Here is a 22,872-nt window from a genome sequence, read left to right as displayed (position 1 = left end):
GCGTGGAACAAAAGTTAATAATAGATAAGCTAATTAGGGTTATTCCATTTGAAGGGATAAGCGATGAAACCCTATTAAAGGTGTGCACTGACCTTAATCTAGCTAATAGCTTTTGCAAATTTCAGAATGGAATATATAGCGCTTTGGAGCACATAGCAGAGGACTTAAATAGCTCAATGGAAGCTGAATTAAGAAATTCTAATTTAGAAGATATGAAAGTGCGAGAGCGAGTAAAGTTAGCTATTCAAATACACCTTTCAAACTATGCTAAGCTACCGAATTATAGAGAACTTTTAAAAAATGTTTTATCATTCTCCGTATCACCAAAAAATACATATTTTTCTAGTAAACTTTTATACAGAACTATTAGTGCGATTTGGTATGGCATTCATGACCAATCAACAGATTTTAACTACTATACAAAAAGAGCAATATTAGCTGGAGTGTACTTAAGTACGATACTTTTTTTTATCAATGATTATTCAGAAGATTTTGTGGATATTTTATCGTTTCTTGATAACCGTATCAACAATGTCATGACATTTCAAAAATTCAAAACTCGCTTAAAAGGAATCATAGGAAATTTCTTATAAGCTATTGATTGTTGGTAGAAAAGTACTTGAGCACGATCCTGAAAAGGTTTGTGAAAATAAAAATATTCATGCTGATCATAAAGAACATTTAGTTTATTGTGAGGATAATAATGGTACAACAAAATACACCAGTTACGAAGAAAAAGAAAATAAATTTATTGAAGAAGCACATGAATATTTAATAGACTCTGAATTTAATAAAAATTTTGATCTAGGGCAGTACAGAATAAGTAATTTCTCCGGAAACTTGACGAAAATAGAACTGGAACTCATCAATGAAAAGTATATGCAAGTTTAAGTTGATAGAGAAAGAAAAATTATTCTTGCTATACCGTAAATACGTTCCAAGATTATACTAAAGTCTTTATTGCACTCAAAACCTTCGTTTTTCCTAATCTCTAGAATTATCAATGCATCATCACTTAACCAGCCTGAGTTAGCTAGTCCATTCAACGTTGATTCAACTAGATTGCTATTGTAAGGTGGGTCTATAAAAACTATGTCGCATTTTGAAATAGGTTTTGGTAAGCAGTTAGCACTGCAGCAAATTAGCGTAACATTGTCCGTAATTCCAAAATCTTCTGCTGTTTTTTTAGGCAGTTGCAAATTGTAATAATCTGAATCCACCATGAATGCATGTTTAGCGCCGCGAGAAAGCGCTTCAAATGAAAAAGAGCCACTTCCGCAGAACAAATCAAGTACATTCAAGTTATAAATAGGTTTTCTTGAGGAAAGTATACTAAATATTGCTTCTCGAACAATACTCATAGTTGGTCGTGCAGCTAAATGCTTACCTGTAGTTATTTTTCTTCCGCGATATTTGCCTGCAATGATGCGTAGCATATTAAATAAGCTCCAAAATAATTAATTATTTATACTATATGATTAATGTCAATATGGCTTTAGCAGTTTAATAGAGAGAAGCTATCGAGTCGCTTGTAAGAAAAACACAAACACAAGACTCATCAGTTATCTTTTTCTGATTTGCCTGCTGCATTAATTGCTTGACCAATCTCATCTTGTAAATCATCATGATCATTTTTTTCATCATGATTTAGCCCTTCAATTCTGCTTTCTAACTCTAACTTAATTATAGTATTGATTTTATCTATATTATCAAGAAAGCCTCTACATTCTTCTTCACTATACTCTTCACCAGATGCTTTTTTTTCAATAAATAGGTTTTTAAATCCTGCTAGATCAGAATTCTGATCGGTATTTAGTACAACATTTCTCTCTATGAAGCTAAGATCTGACAGCAGTAAGCTAACCTCTAACAGATCTTCACTTTTCACGCTTTTAAGGTCTTCAAGACTTTCTAAAATACTAAACACCTTAATCCTTTCTTGTACAATCTCTTTGTCTTCCTTATCAAATTCAGACAATAAACTATGATTATCTACAAATTTCTCACTCAAAGCTTTATTCAATTTAGCAAAATTGACATCCTTGTCAAGTGATGTGTTATCCCGCAACAAGTCTACCCTTGCCCTACGCGCATTTAAAATGTCGTCGTAGTCATTTAACTTTATGTTGCCATCTTTGTCTTGCTGCAATTTATAATAATCAAGGCCTTTGAAATTTTTATTAGTCTTCATCTTCAATCCTCTTCTCATCTCCTTTTGCATCTGGTTTCCTCATTGGTTCCAGTAATTTCCTTTTACTGTCTTCTCGATTTCTTTTTTCCTCTCTTTCAGCACGTTTTTTTATAGCTTCCTGGGTATTCATTTCAAAAAGTGCCTTAACGTACTCTTCTGGATTTTTTGGTTCTTTAAATAAAGGCTTAAGATTATAAACTTCGTCTTTTCGATCTCTTTCTTCTTTTCTTCTAGCTCTTTCAGCACGTTTTTCTACAGCTTCTGGAGTGTTCATTTCAAAAAGTGGTGAGAGGTTGTAAACTTTATCTTGATTTCTTCTGCCTTCTCTTTCAGCACGTTTTTCCATACCTTCAAAAGCAGATCCAAAATCATCAATTTCATCTGAACCTTTTGGTTCCGTGCCTAAATTTCGTGTCACTTCATTTGATTGATCAGGCTTATCTTCTTCTGTTGGCTGATCATGCTGTAGTTGATTAGGCTTGTCTTCTTGTTCTGTGCTTAGTTCTCGTACTACCTTATCTGGCTGACCTCCCCCTCGTAGTCGAAGAGGGTCGCCTTCTTCTAGTGGCTGATCATGGTTATCTCTTACTAGTTCCGTGCCTAACTCTCGTTCTACCTTATTTGATTGATCAGGATTGTCTTTTTCCGGTTCTCTCTTACGGCCGATAGTGTAATCATGAAGCTTCTCTAAGAAATCTCGCCTATATTCTTTTGCTCTATAGAGTAGGTTATGATCATAGCCATGCTTTCCTATAGAGTCAAGACCATGCTCCCAAGTAAACTTCATAGCATCTTCTATTGTATAGCCCAAATGTGATCCTACGTATCCTTTATAATAATCTAAATATTTACCGATCCTTCTGTGTGTAATATCTTCCTTATCAACTCCAAATGCCCTGTAAATTTTTTCCTCGAGCTTATCAACATCATTTTCAGGCGATGTTGCAAACTTCGTTGCTTCAATAGTAGCACCTACAAATTTACGTGGCACATCAATAGCGTATTTCAGCACTCCTCCAACTCTTGGTACTCTCCCCAGCAGATTAGCTGCACCTCCGGCTAATCTATCCGGTAAATGAGTAGCCCAACTGCCTAAAGACTCAAGTCCTCTACCAGCAAAATTTTGCCACTGCTGTTTGAATCCTTCCATTATGCCAGTCAAAGGCGATGCCTGATACATACTAGATATATTGTAAACGCTGAATCCACCACCAGCGATACTTGAGCCCATTTGTTGTACGAACGTGCGTAAGGAGAACATTAAAAATGAAAGCAAGAATAGTATAAAGATTTCCCCTGCATTGATTAAATAACCTCTCTGTATGTCTTGCACCCTTTGGTAATCGCTATTTTCTTGATAATTTTTGCAATCCTCACAATCTTTACATTTCTGACAGTATTCACTGTTGGGATCCTTATATAAATCATGAAGTTTCAGTATTCTACAACCTTGTTTTTCTACCGCACTCCGCACTAAAGATCTTATTTCATTAATTATTTCCCTATAACTATTGCATTTATTTATATCTTGACAGTAGCGTTTTATTATTTCACTAACATCACCTATCCTTTTCTCTATATTGTTGATCAGTAATATAATGTCAGCCCTCTCTGATGCATGAGATAAACTATTTGTTAAGCGCACTAGATCTTTTTCACTACAGCCATTACTAACTACCATATCACTTTCTGCAATATAATGGTCTGCTGGATTCTCTTTAGTACCAGGAATTGGGTTAAAGAAAGGATAATCTATATAACGAAACCCTTTTTCAATGTAATCCGGTGGAAGAGGGATATACCCAGCACCGCCAGTAAATTTTATTGTACCACCTTCTCTGCTTATCTTTTCTATACCTTCTATGTTCTTATCTACGTTCAGCGGAGAAGCTTCTCCAAGAGTGTAAGGTACGAAAATTTGCCCTGGGGTCCAACCAAAGTACTGCTTATCAACGATACAAAAACCACCAAACACCCATTTTGGAGCACATAACATTACCTCAAACCATTTATTGTAGCATACAGTAAAACCTAACTGCCTATAAAAGGTATTCATTATAATGGAAGCCAGTAATGACAAGAGAGCAAATATCATAATCGACTGTAAACAAAAGCTGATGCAGAATTTTATCCAACCTTCAAATAGACTTTTCAGCGGTGAAAATAAAATAGAAATTAGAAACAGTGGCATAATGGCTATAAGAAAAGCTATACCCATAAAACCAGAGAGAAATATTATGTAAGCATATAAGCACAGCAAGAAGTATAGCACAATCCCTATGAAAATTGCCGGTATCATAAGAAGGCTTGCCCACATTTGGTAATGTAAAAACGCTGCAAACTTTTTCCAAACAGAATAAGCAAAAAACTTATTGAACATGTCCTCCATGAAGCTAAACAACTTAGCTTCATCTCCTTGAGCAATACTTCCGGTGTTCATGTTGGGAGCAAAATTAGTAATTATACTTATCAATTGTTCAAGACCTTTAACGAATAAAACAAGAAAATGATCATAGAAAAATCTAAAACTTCCAGGAGATATAAGCACTATTACTAGAGTGATTTTCATCATTCTGATGAGCATATCATGCTTAGTTTCTTGTATCATGCCAAAAAGACAAAGAAGCGATGAAATCATTACAAATAGAACAAGCAAGGAAAGAACAAAATTGTGAAAGCTCGTACTTTTTTCAGCTATATTTTCGAACATAGCTTGTGCAACTGCAGGATCATTGCTATTAAAATGTTCTTTGCAATTTTCGTTAATCAATAATACACATTTTAGATAGTTATAAATGTAATCAAAAAACCCAAAACTACTTGGCTGCTGCACTCCACTTAAGAACTCAAAAGAGTAGCCACCTACATTATCTAAGTAATATCTATCTAATATTTTTACATATATTTTCCATCCCTTTTTTAACTTCAACTCATTACAATTTCTGTCCTTTAATTTAGTGTTATCTCTGTCTAAAGTAAAAAATCCATTGTCGCCCTCTGCTGTGGAGTTATAACCTAGATGTACAGTAGGATATTGAGGATCGCGCATTAACTTTAGATTTTCGTTAGGATCATCTTTCCCCGTTTGAAACAAAAGATAAGCACCATGACCATTGGTAAACCAACATGGAGCACCACGTGATACTGTATTTGCGCTATCATCTTCATTAATGCACTTGCAATTTACAGTGCAACTTGTATCAGACTTACTTGAAAATTTTTGTATGCTAGGTTTATAATCATTACAAACTAAGTGAAAATTAGGTAAACTATTATCACTTTGTTTACCTTCAAATTTAGTTGCATATTTTAACTGCTCCAAGCTTTGTAAGGTATAACTGCCTTTTTTAGATTCCTTCTTGTTATTATTACTCCAAGATGTCCATGCACCATTAACTCGCACTTTTAAACTATCTCCATTGGTTTCGAGTCCGGTATCCTCCCACTTCACCACTTGGTTATGGTGAAAACCATAATTAATTTCGCCAGTTTCAGGATCAATAACTTCTCCATCTCCTGGAATAAACGCATCGTGGTCGCTTGAAAAATGAGCGCTTACTGCAATAGGTTTAGGACCAAAATAGTCAGCAGATATACACCTTGGAAAAGGCATATCGTTTTTACTACAACCTGTGATCAGCACATAAGCTGCAAGAAGTAATACCCTAAACCAACATTTGCCTAAACGTGATTGCATATCTAAACTTTTTCCAAATACAGAATAAATTTCTAAAACTTTACTTAAAATATCTTTTTAATTAGTTACTCCATAATATCATTTATATCTTACTCCTCTCCATTTTCTTCCTTGTTTTTAGCTTTAGCACTAGGATCACTTCTTATTGTTTCATCAGAATTTTTTTGCTGATCTGATTGTTTTAATGTTTTAGGTCTATCACTCGTTGTTTTATCAGAACTTCCTTTAGAATCTTCTTTTTTGTCTGGTTGCTTTGGTGTGTTAGGTAATTTAGCCTCAATTTTTCCCCGATCTTTACTCATTTTCTGCTTGATACTCTGTATCATACTTTGGGTCTTATCATCAAGGCCAACGGTTGACAGCATAGCTTGCGATGCGCTCTTAGCAACTGTACCAACACCGCCAGTAACTCCATAACCAGAGCTAAATAGTGTTTGTACCATAGTTTCCGATATAGAAACAAAAGCTTCCATTGCACCGGCAATAATGAGGTATATAAACGCCTGGATTAGGTCTATAGGTAATGCTGCAAAGTGTCCACCAGCCCTTTCTCCGGTACTGAGTGCAACATCAACGCTAGTGCCAGGACTGTATCCAAGAGGCAGTATTGATTTCATCAAGCACAGATCATACGATAAGAAATTTACGCTAATTAAACATTGATAGCATGCAGAAAAATTTGTGAGGTTATATAAAACTGAATACATCAACTGATTTAAAAGAGATAAAAATGAAAATAAAATGACTGGTTCTAATGAAACATGAGCCAACGTTTTTATCCAATTATCAAACAAGGGTTTAGTCTTTTGAAATAGAATAAATACGATAAATAAAGGTGTTAATGACAGTAAAAACGCCACTAGAACAGTAGATATTACATATTTAAACGTAGCGCTAATAATGCATTTTAAGAACATAAAAGTAGCATAGAGTATTGCCAAAAATGCAATAAAGCCAAAAGGACCAGAGAGCATCAACGATAAAAACTTTAGCCAAGTTTCTGTTGTGAATAATACTCCTGCTGTCAAGTCTAAGAATGCAAATTTTCTCCCCCCTTCCCCTATATAGCCAGAAAAGCTATCAACTAAATAAGTGCTACCATCTACAAAAAGTCTGGATAAAGTTGTACCAAAGAGTTCCCAGCTTCTATCGCTAAAGGCAAAAGCTATAAATGCTATCTTGAACATCCTTACAATGAAATCAAATTTACTTAGCTGTATTGTTCCAAGCATATAGCCAATGACAGTAAATATAACGTATAGAGTAAGTAAAGCTCTTACCCCCTGAAGAAGACCTCTTGCATATCCTTTGTATGAATCTTTAACGCTGTCCCCAATTACTTCTTCTTTTATAAATTTAAATACCCCGTTTACATTCGATGAAATAAAATCATTAATTTTTCTTTTGACAAATAAAGTTACACTATACTTATTGTTTTCGTAATATTTGCCATTTTTGTCCGTAATGTCATCTTTCTCTACGTTGCTTACATTGATGCCGAAATATATCTTCTTAGGTTTGCATTCATCTGTTATAGGTTTTTTGTCTTTGCATTCATCTGTTAAAAGACCTCCATCTATTATATAATATACCTTATCCTTTGTTTTATCTAAGTGCTCTACTTTTTTGAAATCATTAGTCTTTGGAGCAGATGGATCCCCTGGCGGGTTATCACCCAAATACACATACAGTTTTTCACCATTGATATATTCACACGATCTAGTCACTTTAACATGGTACCCGCCCCTATTAGCTCCATAGTAACCATAATCTGCTATAGCAAGCATCACACTACTACCATATTTTACATTGTCATTTACTGCATAGTCACTATTTAATTTCAGAGAAAAATCCTCGAAATTGTCACTAATTTGCGAACACACATTATCCTTTCTTGCACCTACTTCATTATCTGGAAGACATTGCATACCTTTATCAGTATCTTGATCACCAAGATCACCAATTTTTGCAACAAGAGCCTCAGCCCAAGATTTATCATCTTCAGTAAAACTACCTGCTTTAACATTCCCTTCCATTTTTTCTAGATAAGAATACATATCACATTTATTTCCTTTATCGTACTTCTTATACCTTATAGAGGAGACACAGTTCCGTTCTCCTGCTCGACCTGAATCATAGCTCCATATACCTTTTCTAGTATAGCATATATTCTGATAGTAACAATTAAGCTCATAAGAACTGTACTTTTTTTTCTCATCCAAACTACAGTTTTTTCCATCACATAACTCATTCAATCCTATTTTAGCTCGGCGTAAATCGAACAGCGAGCCATGTATCCATGGTTCGTTGTTTTTAACATAACCTTTATTAAAATGTACCTTATTACCATATGGAGTGTACCCATTGCCAACTAGCACTTTGCTTTCCTTTGCTTTTGTTTTATCAAGAGGTAAAAATTTTATTTTATTTCTCTTTCCATCCTTGCCCTCACAAAAAAATTCCTCTCCCTCTTGCTTGCTAACATTCAATATTTCACTTGCTGACACTTTTTCACCTCCTTCTTCAGCTCTATAACAATTGTCATCAAAGCTGATACCTTTCCCTCCTGGATTGTCATAATCAATTGTTATTTTTCTGGGAACTAAGCTAAAGCTTAACTTATCACCAGGATTTACTTTAATTCCAGTGTCTACATAACGTCTATTGCTGCCAAATCCTTTACCACCGCACAATTCGTTTTTATTTACGCCTTTTTCATCAACGCCATAATTATTAGGCACATCGTTAATATTTGCAGCTTTACTATAATTTGGTTCTGAGCCATCAGCACAAAAGCTAGCTGGCACAAGTACTTTCCTTGGATTTTTGTCTTCTTTAAAAGGGCAAAAATTTACTGATCCATCGAGGGTGAATTTGATTTCCTCACCCTTACTAATTACTTGACCAGAATCAACCCAATGAATTTTAACTTCTTCACCAGCTTTATGAACTGGAACATCCACGTTAACACTAGTGTTTCTGCTCTGCAACCCAGGTTCGACACAATCCATGTTACAACCAGTGATTGCAAGACACAGTATCAACAATAGTGATCTTTTACTTATCATTGCTGTCTTCCTGGTGGTGGTATCTGAGGCGTTGACCTTTGAGTCCCTTGTGGTATTTGAGGTCTTGACGTACCTGACTGTTGAGAAGCACCTCCTCTTTCTCTTCTTTGAACGCTTTGTTCATCTAACCCTACTGTTCCCATTAAGCTTTGTTGATACTGTCTTCCAGGTTCGCTTGCTACATAAGCACCAAACAACGAGTCAGATATTGTCGAAGAAGCTTCAACTAAAGCTTTCATAGCGTGTCCCAAAATAACAAAAGCCATCATAGCGGTAATATTAGGTGTATATTTGGAAGCATAACCATAAAAAATACAAGGGTTAAAAATCTTTAAGTTAATATTAAGTATACATGTAGAGCAGACCTCAAAATCAAATACTGAATACACAATATAATCCATAACCTGGCTTATCAGTGATATAAAAATTAAAAGCACTACTGGATGAATCGCAAATCTTGCTAAATTTTTAACCCAGTTGTGAAACATCTGCCTAGTATACGCAAATAAAAGACAAATAATAAAAATAGGTGCTAAAGAAAGCAATAACGCAACTATTGCTATAGATGTAATAAAAGAAAATAAGGCATTAAAAATAGATAAGCTCACTGTGATTAAACCCCAAATCACCAAGCAAAAAGATACAATGCCCAAAGGGCCAGAAAATATAAGAGATACTATTAACAATACTGAATGCGATGACAAGAACCTATTGAGCGGCAAATCAAGAAACTCAAAAACATTTGAAGTAGTGCCTCTAAAATTTGCTATTTCTATTAGTTGTTTTGGAGTGTTAATAAATATAGAGAATGCGTTGTTATAAAAAAAGTCCCAGCTATTATCCTGCAATAGCTGGGCGATGATTCCTATCTTTACGCATATAATTAAAAACTCATATATAGAAATATGAGTTAATCCAAAAAAGTAATAAAGAGTATATAAGATTATATATAGTACTAATAGTGATATTATAGTAGATCTAATGGTATTTGTTCTGCTTGATTTTATAAAACTTTCGTAAAGAGACTTTACAGGACTAGTATCAGAGTGAATTGCGTTAGGGTCTTTATAATTAGAGCCGAAAAATGCAGTTTTCACTTTTTCATCAAAGAAATTATATATTGCACTAAAAGTTTTTGTAGGTGGCTCTTTAGTTGTTAGGTTAATACTAAATTGACCTTCATTTTTGTAATCGCAGCCATGGTCTCTTATTCCGTAATATATGGTGCCTGTTTTGTCTTTTAATTTTCCTTTCAAGTTTTCCATGTCATGAACTTTGCTGATATCTACAGATATATCCGCTTGATTTTCACCAGGCTTATGCTCAGGGAATTTATCGGAAACACTTATATACAAGCTATTTTCCAGACTATGGTTCTTCGTTACTCTTATGTTGAACCCGCCTTTGTCATTTGTATTGTAGCAGCTCTTGTCATTTCTGCTACATAGACTAAAAGTTAAACTTGGTATTTGATGGTCATTCTCCATCTTATGATCACAACTAGTACATAAACCACCACCTGGAATGTGTTCAAGAGTTTCATTATCCATACCAACTTTTAGAAATGTAATGTCAGTTTTTACCTGTTTTCCCTTTAATACGTTACTAATAATTTCAGCAACAACAGATTCACCACTAGAATTTAAAGCATTGAATAGCTCAATTTCTATATTATTATATTCAATATACACGCAATCCTCGCCTCTACGACCAGAAGAAAATTTACATATACGTCTACAGAGTGAATTTAAAATGTGCGTATCTATCTTACTTGCACTGCTCTCTGAAAGCTTACTGCAATCTATATTCTCTCCTTGTTTTATAGAGTTAATAATATTTTCAATTTCCTTTTTTCTTTCATCTTGATCTAACTTCGAAAACCAGTACTCTCTTCCACTCAACCATTGCGCATCGCCTATTATATATTTATTAGGACATATCCCATCCTTGCCACCTTGGCATTTCTCTTGATTTAAAACATGTGCAAAATGTTCCGTTTCTTGCTCGCTACACTTTTCGTCGATTTTCAAATACCTGATTTTTGTCTCACTCTCTTTATCTTTACACACTTTACTTCCAATCACACTAAAGCTTATCGTATCGCCTTTTTTAAGTGCAAATGGTAATGCAACGTCATTTCTCCCAGGCCCAATTGCAAAATCTGCATACTGCTTAGGACAAAAATTAACCTTACTAGGCACTATATCAATCTCTGTTACTCTTATTCTATCTGAGATATTAACACCAGAATCAACCCATTTCTGCTCTGTTGACACTATATCTAGTTTTTCACGCAAACCTGATAAATTTTCTGGCTTAATACAGTGATGTTCCCCGCAGCCTGACAGAAAAAAAAACGGTATTATCAGCAAAAATTTTAGCATAAATCCAACTCATTCAGTGCTTTTGTTAACACTCTCGGAGCTACTAGAACCAGAACCTCGAGATTTACTCTTGTCTCCACCACTCAACTTCTTAGCAGCAGCACCAGCAACTCCAGCAACACCCCCAGCAGCAGCTTTGGCAGCAGATAAAGCTTTGCCCACCATTTGTCCAGGTGTCTGACCTGAGCCAAGTGCTGCTCTATGGTTACCAGCAAGTTCAGCAGCCATGCCAGGAAGAATGTTTAAAAAGTGGTAAAAGAGGAATAATACTAAACACAATTTTAATAATTCTCCGATGAGAGAGCTGCCAAACTCCATGTATGTAAAGTCGAATAGACCAAGTATGCTGCTCTTTTTAAAGCTATAATTTTGCATCATACATGCAAGAGTAGTTTCATTTTTATCACATTCCCCATCTTTCAATTTAAACCACTGTTTTTTCTTACTATATGAGATTTCTGCTTGTTTCTTTTCATATGACTTGTCCGGTTGTTCATTTTTATATGACTCGTCCAGTTCAAAATTTAAATTTTTAAAATAGATTTTATCACATGCTATGAACATAAAGGACAAAAACGCAAAAAGGATAACCGGGTATAAGCTATAGGTAATCAACTCTTTCACCCAGCCTTCAAAATATCCTTTGGTGTGTTGGAATAAAACCATAGGAATGAACAAAGGTGATAAAATGATGATTACACTTAAAGCAACTAGAGATAAAATAAATACATAGCACAGCCACAAAATAACCATCATCATCAGAACGGCCATAAATATACAGACAAGAGCTACTAAAATTTGTCCACCAGCAAAAATAATACCGATTACCGAACCTGCAACTAATAAGACAGGAGCAGCACCAAGCAAGACTGCTAACGTTGCAACACCTCCAGTACCAATTTTGCCACCAATTCCATCTAAAGGGGCACCTAAATAAAATAAAATTCTACAATCAAGCCTATCCCAAGGTGCAAGATAACTGTAAGATACCCTCTTTCCTGCACGAGTATATTCATAATCTGTACCTGCTTTATAATTACATATGCCTTTACTTTCAGATGATGCTTTTAGCACTATCTCTGACAAACCATTTGAGAGACGAGTTAATTCTCCATAATAATGAGACATGGTACTGCCTGTTGTGAAGTAAATCACTAAAGCGAATTTTATGATCAACATATACATTTCTTGAGGCCTCTGAACTCCACCAGACATGGCTTTTATAGAGAACAGTATTAAAGCTAAAACTAAAACAGCAGTTACAGTGTTTTTCAGCCTTTTCTGTGCTACAGATATAAAACTCTCACCATTTGGTGCACCTTTACCTGCAACTAAATTATCTAACGATTCCTTAATGCATTGCACTATCATAGAAGTTACGGGAATAGGAGCTAATGATTTACTCCCTGCCTGGTTATAACAAGCTTCAGAAACATACGAGCTAAAACAGCCAGCATTATCATAACCTACAAAAATTTTCCCCCCTTGTCCGTTGAGTCTTTTTTCTTTAGATCTGATAATAGTTTTATAGTCATCATTATTACCAATAGGAACTTTTTCCTCTCCTGTACCATCTTTATTTTTGAATATCATCACAGATTTTTCACACATAGGAGCAAGTGGGTCAGGTGGCAATTCCGTGCACCCCATATCAACCCCTTGCGGCCAAGGAGTCATTTCGATACCAAGCATGCTAACACTGGCTAACTCCACACATAATCTGCCCGTTTTTCTCACTGCTTTGAATGTAGCTCCATGTATGGGTTCGCTCTGTCCTGCTTTGAGAACTCTACATTCCAGACCACCATCAACCTTCGAGGACCATGACCCATCTACGTATCCAGTGTCTTTCTCCCTGACATCAAAGTCTATGTATCCAGGTTTTCCTCTGGAATTAAAGTCTACCTTATTAAAAAGATTACCAAAAGTTAAAGGGTTTCGATGACATACTTCTATATATTCACTGTATTGCACACCATTTTTTGGCCAGTAATAACTCTCTGTACTCTCCTGAACGTTAGAATTTAAGGCTTCTTTTTCTGCTCTTTTCCCGTCATAATCTTTTTTGTTCACGTCTTCCCGAGCTTTATTTTGCAAACAAGAAAAATATTCCTCTTCTGTTTGGTAATTTTCATTGGTGCAGCCACTATAACCTGTGTCTTCTAATTTAAAATTTTTGTATTTTCCATCATGATCACGTGCAACTGGGTGTTTAACAAAACTATGTTCACAAACAACAAGCCCTCCTATCGCTTTCCAGACTCCAACAATTGCAGCTATCATTCCAACAATAACAAGAGCGGTAAACAAACCAGCAGAAGAAACGATCAAAACAATGCCAGTAAATATTGCGCCAACAGCAATCGCTATTCCAGCAAGTGCTGCAGCTGTTTTAAACGCTCCACAATCAGGATTAGAGGCACGACTAAAACTGCCAGTGGAATTAAATCTGCTAACAAATTCTGTCTTGTCAGTACCACTTACTCCATCTGCAAGCACTGGATATGAGAGTAAAAAGTCTATATTTAGTAAAAATATCGCAATTAATAGCAATGACAGCTTAGTCTTAAACATTTTTTACCTTCTGATAAAATATAGGCAACCATACTTTTGGGTTGTCCCCAACTTCATTTAATATATCGTGTAACAATAGAACACTTTCTGCACGTCCGGATAATACGTTGATTATATCATCCAGGCCTTTTAAGTCTATTCTAGCTACTACAGCATTGACTCCTTGTTTCACCAAAAAGAATCTAGTACTCGGATCTGTGTGCTTAATTAATATATATTCACGTTCAGTTAACATAAAAACATCCCGATAGACACTAGTAGCTTTCAGATTTGGTAAAAAAATCTGTGTCGCTGTTTGTTGTACAAGCGTATCGCTAATAGTACTTTTACTTGCATCCTCAACACTCTGAGTAGCAAAAATCACAAAAGCATTTAGTTTTCTCAGTACCTTCAACCAGTCTTTTATCTTGGGTGCAAAAACTGGATTATCTATTAACGCCCATGCCTCATCAAGAACGATAATAGATGGAGTGCCATCAAGAGATATACTAATCCTATGAAATAAATAAATCAAGACCGGTCCAAGAGCAACAGGATCTTTGAGCAAGCTAGCCATCTCAAAACCAAATACTCTTGCTCGTGAAAAATCTAGCAAATCTTCTTTATTGTCAAATATTGCAGCATGAGAACCATTATCATGCCACATAGATATTGCCCCAGCTAGAGTATCAGGACCTGCAAGCCCTAAAAACGGTACGAGGTTTCTCAAGAATCTGTCTTCTTTTCTTAATTTAAAATTTCCTTCAATTGCATCATTAATTCGTGCAATATCTTCTGAAGTAAATTTATCATTATATACCGAAATTAAAGACTTTATCCACTCCATTAAAAATGTTCTATTATCAGAGGTATCATCAAGTTGTAAAGGATTAAAATTTGTTTTAGTTCTTGGTTCTATTACAGTATAGATACCACTAAGTGCTCTTAAGAAAATCTCTGCACCGCGATCTTTATCAAAAAAGAATATCCTTGGAGAAAACTTCATCGCTTGGGCACACAGGAAATTCATTAAAACAGTTTTACCAGCACCAGTTGGGCCAATTATCATAGTGTGTCCAACATCCCTTATATGAAAGTTGAAAAAAAATGGAGTACCAGATGTCGTGTCAAAAACTGTAACGGCATCTCCCCAGTGGTTATTGAATTTATTACCAGTAGGATAATTATGTTGAGATGCAAATCCAGCCAAATTAAGACTACTTATTGTAGCTTTTCTCACTATATAATCGAAATTACCAGGAATTTGCGCCCAAAATGCTGGTTCAAGGTTAACTCTCTCACGTATAGGGTAAACACCGCAATTAGAAAGCTCTGATTCTACCAACGACAGAGCGTTATCCAATGATTTAGGACTTTTTTCTATACATAAAATAGTCAGGTGATGTTGACCAAACGCAATCTTACCACTCATTGCGTCATCAAGCGCTTGAGAAATTTCTGCTATTTGAGAAATAGCTTTATCTGCAGACTGTATCATTCGATTTTGCTGTATCTGCATTTTTCCAATCGCCATTTGCCTGTTTATAAATTGAAAAGATTGCGTAATTATAAACTCGTAAGGAAGTTGTAAAAACGAATCAAGCATTCCTGCAGAAGTATGATTTCCATATTCTTTGATACTAATTATTCCAGCATATTTACTCTCATTATGAGTCACAACCTGTATCATCTTACGGCCAAAGAATAACCTATGTACTGGTAAGTATCTTGATATTTCAGTTCTTAGCGGAAAAAGCGTATTTGTAACGAAGCCACAATTTACAATTCTAGATAGAAACTCCATTATTTCGCAGAACAAACCATCTGGAGTTTCTTTTACTCCAAGAATTTTAGGCGAATAATTTCTAAGGCTTGTCACTACACGATTTGTCGTTTCCTCTAAATCTTCATACGTGGCACGTATATCACTTTCCCAAGCATGTTTTGAAGTTACATGTCCGAATTTTTTTAGTAGATGTGACAAAAATTCTACTCCTTTTGTGTCCGCTCTACGGATAATCGTAATGTATAGGTCATTAATAAATGATTGCCTTGTTGCGTGTTTTTCTCTCCATTTTAGATTTACGTGATTAGCGAAAAAATTCGGCAAACCTTGACTTGCAAATTCATCAGAAAAAATATTTTTCTTACGTCTGATAGTATGAAAATACAAACTAAATGCCGGAGATGAAATGCTTCTTAGCATCTGATTCCTGATGTTGTTCTGTATGACTAAATCCTCGTCATCGGCAGTTTCAAATGCAAAACCACTTAATTTTATAACCTTAACCAACCAATTTTCTTTTGTCATCAAGGTTGTGCTATTCCAATAGCAAGAATAAGGAATAAATTCAGCAGCGTGAACTTCCCTGTTCAGAGTAGATTTATTCTTTGATTGAATAGCCCTAAACCTCAGCATCACACAACGTTAAGCAATATCATAAGAATTGGCTCCATGGTAAAAACGATTTAAACATTTCGAGCACTTTCCCAATTTTACCATAAATAATTCAATAAACAACGGTTCTTTTGCAGAAGCTATATAACCAAGTCCATGTATACCTGGTAACATTAAGAGAATCACTCTTAAATCATTTGAATTAATGAAAATTAGCATGCAAATCAGGACGTTTAATATTGCAAACATATAACTCACACCAAAGAGCATTGCAGGTCTTGTAAGACCTTTAAATAATTGATCTGTTTGTATACTACCTGTGGACATATCTTTAACCTTCTAATAATAGCTCTAACACTAATACTATATCATTATATTAAAAATCCATTGAAACTAGTAGCACTTTAAGTTAAGATACATTATTTAATCCCGATAATGACAAATTGGCCATTTCAAGAAGCAGAAAAAATATTGCAAGAGTTTCCTAATAAAAAAGAAATAATATTTGAAACTGGTTATGGACCCTCTGGTTTACCCCACATAGGAACCTTTGGAGAGGTTTTCCGCACTACAGTTATTGTAAATGCATTAAAAAAAATAGCTCCTGGTATAAAAACCAAAATCATTGCAGTTTCAGATGATATGGATGGTTTGCGAAAAATACCAGATAATGTGCCAAATCAAGAGATGCTAAGAGAGCACTTAAATAAACCATTGACTATGATACCTGATCCATTTGGCACTCATCAGAGTTATGGTCATCATATGAATTCATTGTTGTATAAATTTCTTGATATGTTTGAATTTGAATACGAGTTCAGGAGTGCAACAGAGTGTTATAAATCTGGCGTTTACGATGAAAAACTTTTACTCTTACTGAAAAATTATGATAAAGTGATGGACGTAATGCTTCCATCATTTCGGGAAGAAAGACAGCAGACTTATAGTCCATTCTTGCCAATATGCCCAAAAACTTCTCAAGTTTTACAAGTCCCAGTAATTGAAACAAATACAGAGAAAGGAACAATCACATATGAAGACCCAAACGGGGAAAAAATAGAAGTTCCAGTGACAAAAGGAAAATGTAAACTGCAATGGAAACCTGATTGGGGAATGAGGTGGGCCGCATTTGGAGTAAATTACGAAGCTCACGGAAAAGATTTAACTCCATCTGCTGTGCTTTCAAGTCAAATATGTGAAATACTTGGAGAAAAGCCACCACTTCTGTTTTGCTACGAGCTTTTCCTTGATAAAGAAGGAAAGAAAATATCAAAATCAAAAGGAAATGGCATTTCAATTGAAGAGTGGCTAACTTACGCACCAACAGAGAGCTTAGCATTGTACATTTTTCAGAGTCCTAAAAAAGCTAAACGTTTATATTTTGATGTGATACCAAAATCAACTGATGAATATTTAGAATTTGTAAAGCGTTATCATGAGAACAAAGAAAAGGATATAAATAATCCTGCTTGGCACATTCACCAGGGTAATGTTCCCAGTATAGAAACTTCAGGCATAAATTTCTCACTACTTTTAAACCTAGCAGCAGCTTGTAATGCTGAAAACAAAGAGATCCTATGGGGTTTTATATCCTCTTATGCACCAAACGTTACACCAGAAAATAATAAAATGCTTGATAGACTTTCAGACTTTGCAGTAAAGTATTATCACGATTTTATCAAGCCAACAAAATCATATAAAACTCCAAATGAAAAAGAAAAAGCAGCGTTACTAGATTTGAAGGACACTTTACATTCTCTATCTACAACTGCTACTGCTGAAGAAATTCAATCTCAGGTATTTTCTATTGGAAAAAAATACGATTACACCAACTTACGTGACTGGTTTCAGCTATTATATGAAACGTTACTTGGCCAAAAAACCGGTCCAAGAATGGGATCTTTCATAAAGCTTTACGGAATAGGTAATACGATTTCTCTCATAGAAAGCGCTACTAAATGTATACTTTAGAGTTTACCTCCTTTCATTTGAGCTCTTTAGTTTTAATAAGAATTCCTTGACAAACTCCGCTAGCCCCCTTATCGTGAAACTGAAGCTATTGTATTTGCTTTCGCCAATCTGCAGATTAAAAGGTAAGGATTACTTAATGTATCGGCGTCTTATGTTCAATTTTTTGCAGTATATAGATACTGTATGTCTTTACAAAACTTCATCTACATCTAGATTTTTATCTAAATAAGCTGAACGCGCTTATAAAGCGTTACAAGACATCAAAAAATGCCAATACTCGACAGAGATAGTAAAAGACTAGCTAACTCGGGGATTCTTTGTCTTTTTTTCTGCTTAGTAAATTTCTTAAACGTTTGCAGCGTAAGTTAGTTGCAATTAAAAGCAGCTGAATTTCGCTTGTCAAGCGTTTAAAACATAAAAAACGCCAATATTTTAAAGCGGATAATAACCACGGGGCTTCTTTTGCCTTTTTTTTCATTTGGTAAATTTCTTAATGTTTGTGGCTGAACGACAACCGTCATCCCGCTACTTGTTAGCGGGATCTCTTGTTAGCGGCTGAGATACCGCGAATGAATCGCGGTATGACGGTTCGCGGCGGCATGACGATAAGGTTTATACCTTGTCATCCCAGTGCTTGACACTGGGATCCAGCTTTCTTTATAAATTCACCAAAAGTGCTTCATTCTATAACGCAAAACCCATACTCACCAAATCCAATGCATTACTTGCAATTAAGTTTCCTGGATCCCAGTGTCTGGGCACTGGGATGACACCATCATAAAGGAATCAGTGTCAGCTACTTTCATGACACCATTCTTTTTCCTGGATCCAAGTAGTCGAGCTACTTGGATGACAGCTAGCCTGACAACCGTCATCCCGCTACCTGTTAGCGGGATCTATGCTAAGAGATACCGCGAATGAATCGCGGTATGACGGTTTGCAACGGTATGACGGTTCGCGGCGGCATAGTAATTCGTCATCCCGCTGCTTGTTAGCGGGATCTCTTGTTAGCGGCTAAGAGATACCGCGAATGAATCGCGGTATGACGGTGTAGACGATGGTTAAGTATCCCGCTGCTTGTTAGCGCCGCGGCGGTATGACGGTTCGTGATGGTATGACGTAGAGTGCTTAGAAGCTGTTATTTTGCTATAAATGGCTGTAATGGCATCATCTATTTTATTGCTATCACATCCTGTTTGTGCAAGTTCAGCATTCCCACCACAGTTCTTTTTAACTGCTATGGATATTAGTTCTTTTGCGCTAATCTTATTGATTAAGTCTTTACTTACTTTAATAATCAAGACTGTTTTATCTTTTTCTGTTGCCGTAAAAGCTATTACCGTTTTTGGTTTTTGTTGCTGCAAAACAAACTCTCTTATTACATTTGCTGGAATATCAGTGAAAGTGTGGCTTATAAAATTTATTCCATTTATTTCGGTGCTTTTTATATTCTCTGCACTCACAAGCTTTTTATATAGGTTTTTTATTTTGGTTTCGGATTTTTTGTGTTCTTGACTTAAAATACTTAATCTGCTTGTTATTTCACTCACTGGCGCTTTTACGAATTCTGCAACTTTTTTTAAGTTAATTTCATTATCACGTACATAATTGATTGCTTCCTGACCAGTTAAAGCTTCAATTCTCCTCACTCCAAAAGCAACAGAACTCTCTGTTACTATCTTAAATAAACCGATTTCTCCAGTATGTTCAACGTGCGTGCCACCACACAGTTCCCTTGAATCTCCAATCTTCACTACTCTTACTTGATCGCTATATTTTTCGCCGAATAACGCCATAGCTCCTTCGTCTATTGCCTGATTCATGCTTTGAATTTTTGTAGATGCGGAAAGATTTTCTCTGATTAGAGAGTTTACCATATCCTCTACCCAAAACAACTGATCTTGAGTCATTTGAGTGTTATGGCTGAAGTCGAATCTCAGTCTATCTGGTGCAACTAGGGAACCTTTTTGAGTGACATGATCACCTAGAATTTTTCTGAGTGTAAAGTGCAGAAGATGTGTAGCTGAATGATTTCTTCTTAAGGCTTGCCTTCTTTCCTTATCTATGCTTGCTGTAACTGTGTCACCTTTACACATTGAGCCAGATTTAACTATGCATCTGTGCAAATATAGGTCATTAACCTTATTGGTATTCTCGACTATAATAATACTTCTACCAGGTTTGATCAGACTGCCAGTATCTCCCACTTGTCCACCTGACTCGCCATAAAAAGGTGTTTTATCAAGTATAATGGTTATCTTTTCTCCCTCCTTTGCAGAATCAATTACTTCATTTTTAGAGGAAACTATAGCTAGTATTTTCGCATCACTTACTTCATTGAACTCATAACCAACAAATTTTGTTTTGCCAAATTTATTGATCAAATCAAACCATACTTGCTCAACAGATTTTTCACCAGATCCAGCCCATTTAGCACGTGCTCTCTCTTTTTGTTCTCCCATTGCATCATCAAAACCCTTCTGGTCAAAATTTATTTTTTTCTCTTTTAAAATATCAAGTGTAATATCCAAAGGAAATCCGTAGGTGTCATATAGCTTAAACGCTGATTCTCCAGGCAAAGTATCGCCCGATTTTAAATCTGTAGTGAATTTCTCCAGGAGATTGATACCTTTCATCAAAGTGTCTTTAAAGTTTTCTTCCTCTGATTTTAACGTCGTTTCTATTAAGCTTTTAGCTCTGACTAATTCAGCTCCCATATAAGCCGAACTCGTGCTATCTATCAACACTGGAAAAATACGATGGAGTAGGGAATCATTATATCCAAGCAGGTGAATATAACGTGTGGCTCTCCTAATTAATCTGCGTAATACGTAATTCCTGCCCTCATTTCCAGGAAGCACTCCTTCTGCGATGAGAAATGCAGCCGCGCGAAGATGATCTGCTATGATCTTATGCGCTATTTTATTTTCCGTTCTTCCACAGTACTCTTGTGATTTACTTATCAGAGCAGAAAATAGATCAATATCATAGTTATCATGGACGTTTTGCATAACAGCCGCTATTCTTTCAAGGCCCATTCCAGTATCGATGCATTTTTTTGGCAATTTGTGTAAATTACCTTCTTCATCTTTGTTAAACTCCATGAATACCAGATTCCAGATTTCAACAATTCTATCGCCCTCTTGTAAATTAGGACTCCCATGGTCATAAAAAATTTCAGAACATGGACCGCACGGACCAGTGCTTCCCATACTCCAAAAGTTATCATCCGTTGTAATTCTTATAATTTTATCACTTGAAAAGCCACTTATCTTACGCCAAATCTCGTACGCCTCATCATCAGTATGGTAGACGGTTATGGATAGTCTGTTTTTATCAAGAGATAACTCTTTAGTGATAAATTCCCACGCAAATTCTATCGCAGTTTCCTTAAAGTAATCACCGAAGCTAAAATTTCCGAGCATTTCAAAAAATGTGTGATGCCGAGTTGTATAGCCAACATTTTCCAGATCATTGTGTTTACCGCCTGCTCTTAGGCACTTTTGACTTGAGACAGCACGTTTCATTTCAGTTTTTTGAGCACCAGTAAAAATATTTTTAAACTGCACCATACCAGCATTTGTGAACATGAGCGTTGGGTCATGTTCTGGAATCAAAGGAGAAGAAGAAACCTGCTCGTGGTCATTATTTACAAAAAATTTTATAAATCTTTCTCTGATTTCGTTTAGCTTCATCGTTTTTATTGAGGTTATCTATAAATAATAAGTTGTAATGGAAATAAAATCAATACCACTCTCTAGATCTCAGAACTTCTAGTGACATGCACCTTGTGGTAAGAAAAAATCAATATATTCACGATAAATTTACCTCATATCTGTGTTTTATATGTGGAAATTGGAATGGAAATTTATGTAGGCAAAGAAAAAAGAATAGCAAATGTGGTGACTCAACACTGGAATGACATAAAAGGATCAGACAGAGATTGGCCAGAAAGGCATGAAATAGACACTGCAGAAATAATGGAATCATGGCAGCATTGTTTTGTCATTGAAGTCAAGGATCAAGGTTATATTTGTGAAAATGCAGGAGAAAAGGCTGTTGAATTCTATGGTTTTGAGAAAAAGACGCGCATTGATAATAAGTATGCAATTGATGCACCATTTTTGCGACTATATAAAATAGATGCAGTTATTGATAAACTTGATACTGTAATAGAGAGTAAATGCCCGATCAATGAAGAGGAAGAAAGTGAAAGTGTTAAAATGAGGCAAGTATTGTTGCCACTTGGGAATAAAGAAGGTATAACACACATATTTGGCGTAATTACTTTTAAACTCCTTTAATATACAATTTTAATTTGATTCTTTAATAAAATTATTTATACTAATGCTTAATTACTATTAAAGAACTCAATAGTAGTGCTTGTAAATTTATTTGGAATATGAAGAAAATAAAATTAAAAACCAAATCTTCTGTGAAAAAGCGCTTTCACCTTACAGCTAAGGGTAAAGTTATTTCTACTCAGTCAGGCAAAAGGCATGGCATGGTAAAGAGAAGTAAATCTAATATTCGTAATCAGCGCGGTACAACGATTCTTGGTAAATCTGACTCGCGTATAGTTAAGCTTCATATGCCTTACGGTATTTAAC

14 protein-coding genes and 1 pseudogene are annotated in these 22,872 nt (G+C 35.5%); 6 read left to right on the top strand and 9 right to left on the bottom strand.

Annotated elements, in window-relative coordinates; genetic code table 11:
- Positions 1-2 precede the first annotated feature (2 nt).
- Complete coding sequence (locus OOK90_RS00835; protein WP_264705956.1) at positions 3-593, top strand: COQ9 family protein; 591 nt, start codon at positions 3-5, stop codon at positions 591-593.
- A 22-nt stretch (positions 594-615) separates the two neighbouring features.
- Positions 616-891: pseudogene (locus OOK90_RS00830) on the top strand (hypothetical protein); the annotation flags it as partial.
- Here OOK90_RS00830 and rsmD read toward each other — a convergent pair.
- The 8 genes from rsmD to OOK90_RS00790 all read right to left on the bottom strand — a co-directional run bounded on the left by rsmD (position 888) and on the right by OOK90_RS00790 (position 16,618).
- The gene (gene rsmD / locus OOK90_RS00825) at positions 888-1,436 is read right to left on the bottom strand and encodes a 16S rRNA (guanine(966)-N(2))-methyltransferase RsmD (RefSeq protein WP_010082416.1); all 549 of its coding nucleotides are present in this window, start codon (positions 1,434-1,436) and stop codon (positions 888-890) included. The pseudogene OOK90_RS00830 and the gene rsmD overlap by 4 nt on opposite strands.
- Before the next feature lie 122 nt (positions 1,437-1,558).
- Positions 1,559-2,191, bottom strand: a complete 633-nt coding sequence (locus OOK90_RS00820; protein ID WP_010082417.1) for a WD_0853 family protein — start codon at positions 2,189-2,191, stop codon at positions 1,559-1,561.
- Entirely contained in the window at positions 2,181-5,888 is a 3,708-nt protein-coding gene (locus tag OOK90_RS00815; RefSeq protein ID WP_264705955.1) for a TrbL/VirB6 family protein, read from the bottom strand. The genes OOK90_RS00820 and OOK90_RS00815 overlap by 11 nt, the downstream gene beginning before the upstream one ends.
- 89 nt (positions 5,889-5,977) lie before the next feature.
- Positions 5,978-8,956 carry a TrbL/VirB6 family protein gene (locus OOK90_RS00810; RefSeq protein WP_264705954.1) on the bottom strand — a complete coding sequence of 993 codons (2,979 nt, stop codon included), beginning with the start codon at positions 8,954-8,956 and terminating at the stop codon, positions 5,978-5,980.
- Positions 8,953-11,340 (bottom strand): TrbL/VirB6 family protein, encoded by a 2,388-nt coding sequence (locus tag OOK90_RS00805; protein ID WP_208571613.1) that lies wholly within the window; start codon positions 11,338-11,340, stop codon positions 8,953-8,955. The genes OOK90_RS00810 and OOK90_RS00805 overlap by 4 nt, the downstream gene beginning before the upstream one ends.
- A 9-nt stretch (positions 11,341-11,349) precedes the next feature.
- Positions 11,350-13,914: a TrbL/VirB6 family protein gene (locus OOK90_RS00800; RefSeq protein ID WP_213863603.1), complete on the bottom strand. Its 2,565-nt coding sequence runs from the start codon at positions 13,912-13,914 to the stop codon at positions 11,350-11,352.
- Positions 13,907-16,312 carry a VirB4 family type IV secretion/conjugal transfer ATPase gene (locus OOK90_RS00795; RefSeq protein ID WP_010962886.1) on the bottom strand — a complete coding sequence of 802 codons (2,406 nt, stop codon included), beginning with the start codon at positions 16,310-16,312 and terminating at the stop codon, positions 13,907-13,909. The genes OOK90_RS00800 and OOK90_RS00795 overlap by 8 nt, the downstream gene beginning before the upstream one ends.
- 9 nt (positions 16,313-16,321) lie before the next feature.
- Complete coding sequence (locus OOK90_RS00790) at positions 16,322-16,618, bottom strand: type IV secretion system protein VirB3 (protein WP_007548615.1); 297 nt, start codon at positions 16,616-16,618, stop codon at positions 16,322-16,324.
- A 108-nt stretch (positions 16,619-16,726) separates the two neighbouring features.
- On the opposite strand from OOK90_RS00790, the gene OOK90_RS00785 reads away from it, so the two are divergent.
- On the top strand, positions 16,727-18,262 hold the full coding sequence (locus OOK90_RS00785; RefSeq protein ID WP_264705953.1) for a lysine--tRNA ligase: 1,536 nt from the start codon (positions 16,727-16,729) through the stop codon (positions 18,260-18,262).
- Between the two features lie 619 nt (positions 18,263-18,881).
- The gene (locus tag OOK90_RS06615; RefSeq protein ID WP_010962888.1) at positions 18,882-19,043 is read left to right on the top strand and encodes a hypothetical protein; all 162 of its coding nucleotides are present in this window, start codon (positions 18,882-18,884) and stop codon (positions 19,041-19,043) included.
- A 280-nt stretch (positions 19,044-19,323) separates the two neighbouring features.
- Here OOK90_RS06615 and alaS read toward each other — a convergent pair whose 3' ends face one another.
- A complete protein-coding gene (alaS, locus tag OOK90_RS00775; RefSeq protein WP_264705952.1) occupies positions 19,324-21,957 on the bottom strand; it encodes an alanine--tRNA ligase in 2,634 nt (877 codons plus the stop codon).
- 165 nt (positions 21,958-22,122) lie between these two features.
- Here alaS and OOK90_RS00770 point away from each other — a divergent pair, with 165 nt between their 5' ends.
- Together OOK90_RS00770 and rpmI are read left to right on the top strand one after the other, a co-directional pair.
- The gene (locus OOK90_RS00770; protein ID WP_264705951.1) at positions 22,123-22,566 is read left to right on the top strand and encodes a PAS domain-containing protein; all 444 of its coding nucleotides are present in this window, start codon (positions 22,123-22,125) and stop codon (positions 22,564-22,566) included.
- A 98-nt stretch (positions 22,567-22,664) separates the two neighbouring features.
- Positions 22,665-22,871, top strand: coding sequence for a 50S ribosomal protein L35 (gene rpmI / locus OOK90_RS00765; protein WP_007548610.1), 207 nt, complete (start codon positions 22,665-22,667; stop codon positions 22,869-22,871).
- The last annotated feature ends 1 nt before the right edge of the window (position 22,872 follow it).

This window comes from Wolbachia endosymbiont (group A) of Ancistrocerus nigricornis (assembly GCF_947250785.1).
Classification (GTDB): Bacteria; Pseudomonadota; Alphaproteobacteria; order Rickettsiales; family Anaplasmataceae; genus Wolbachia; species Wolbachia pipientis.
Note: the sequence above shows the minus strand (reverse complement) of the source record. Positions and strands in the feature narration are given on the sequence as shown.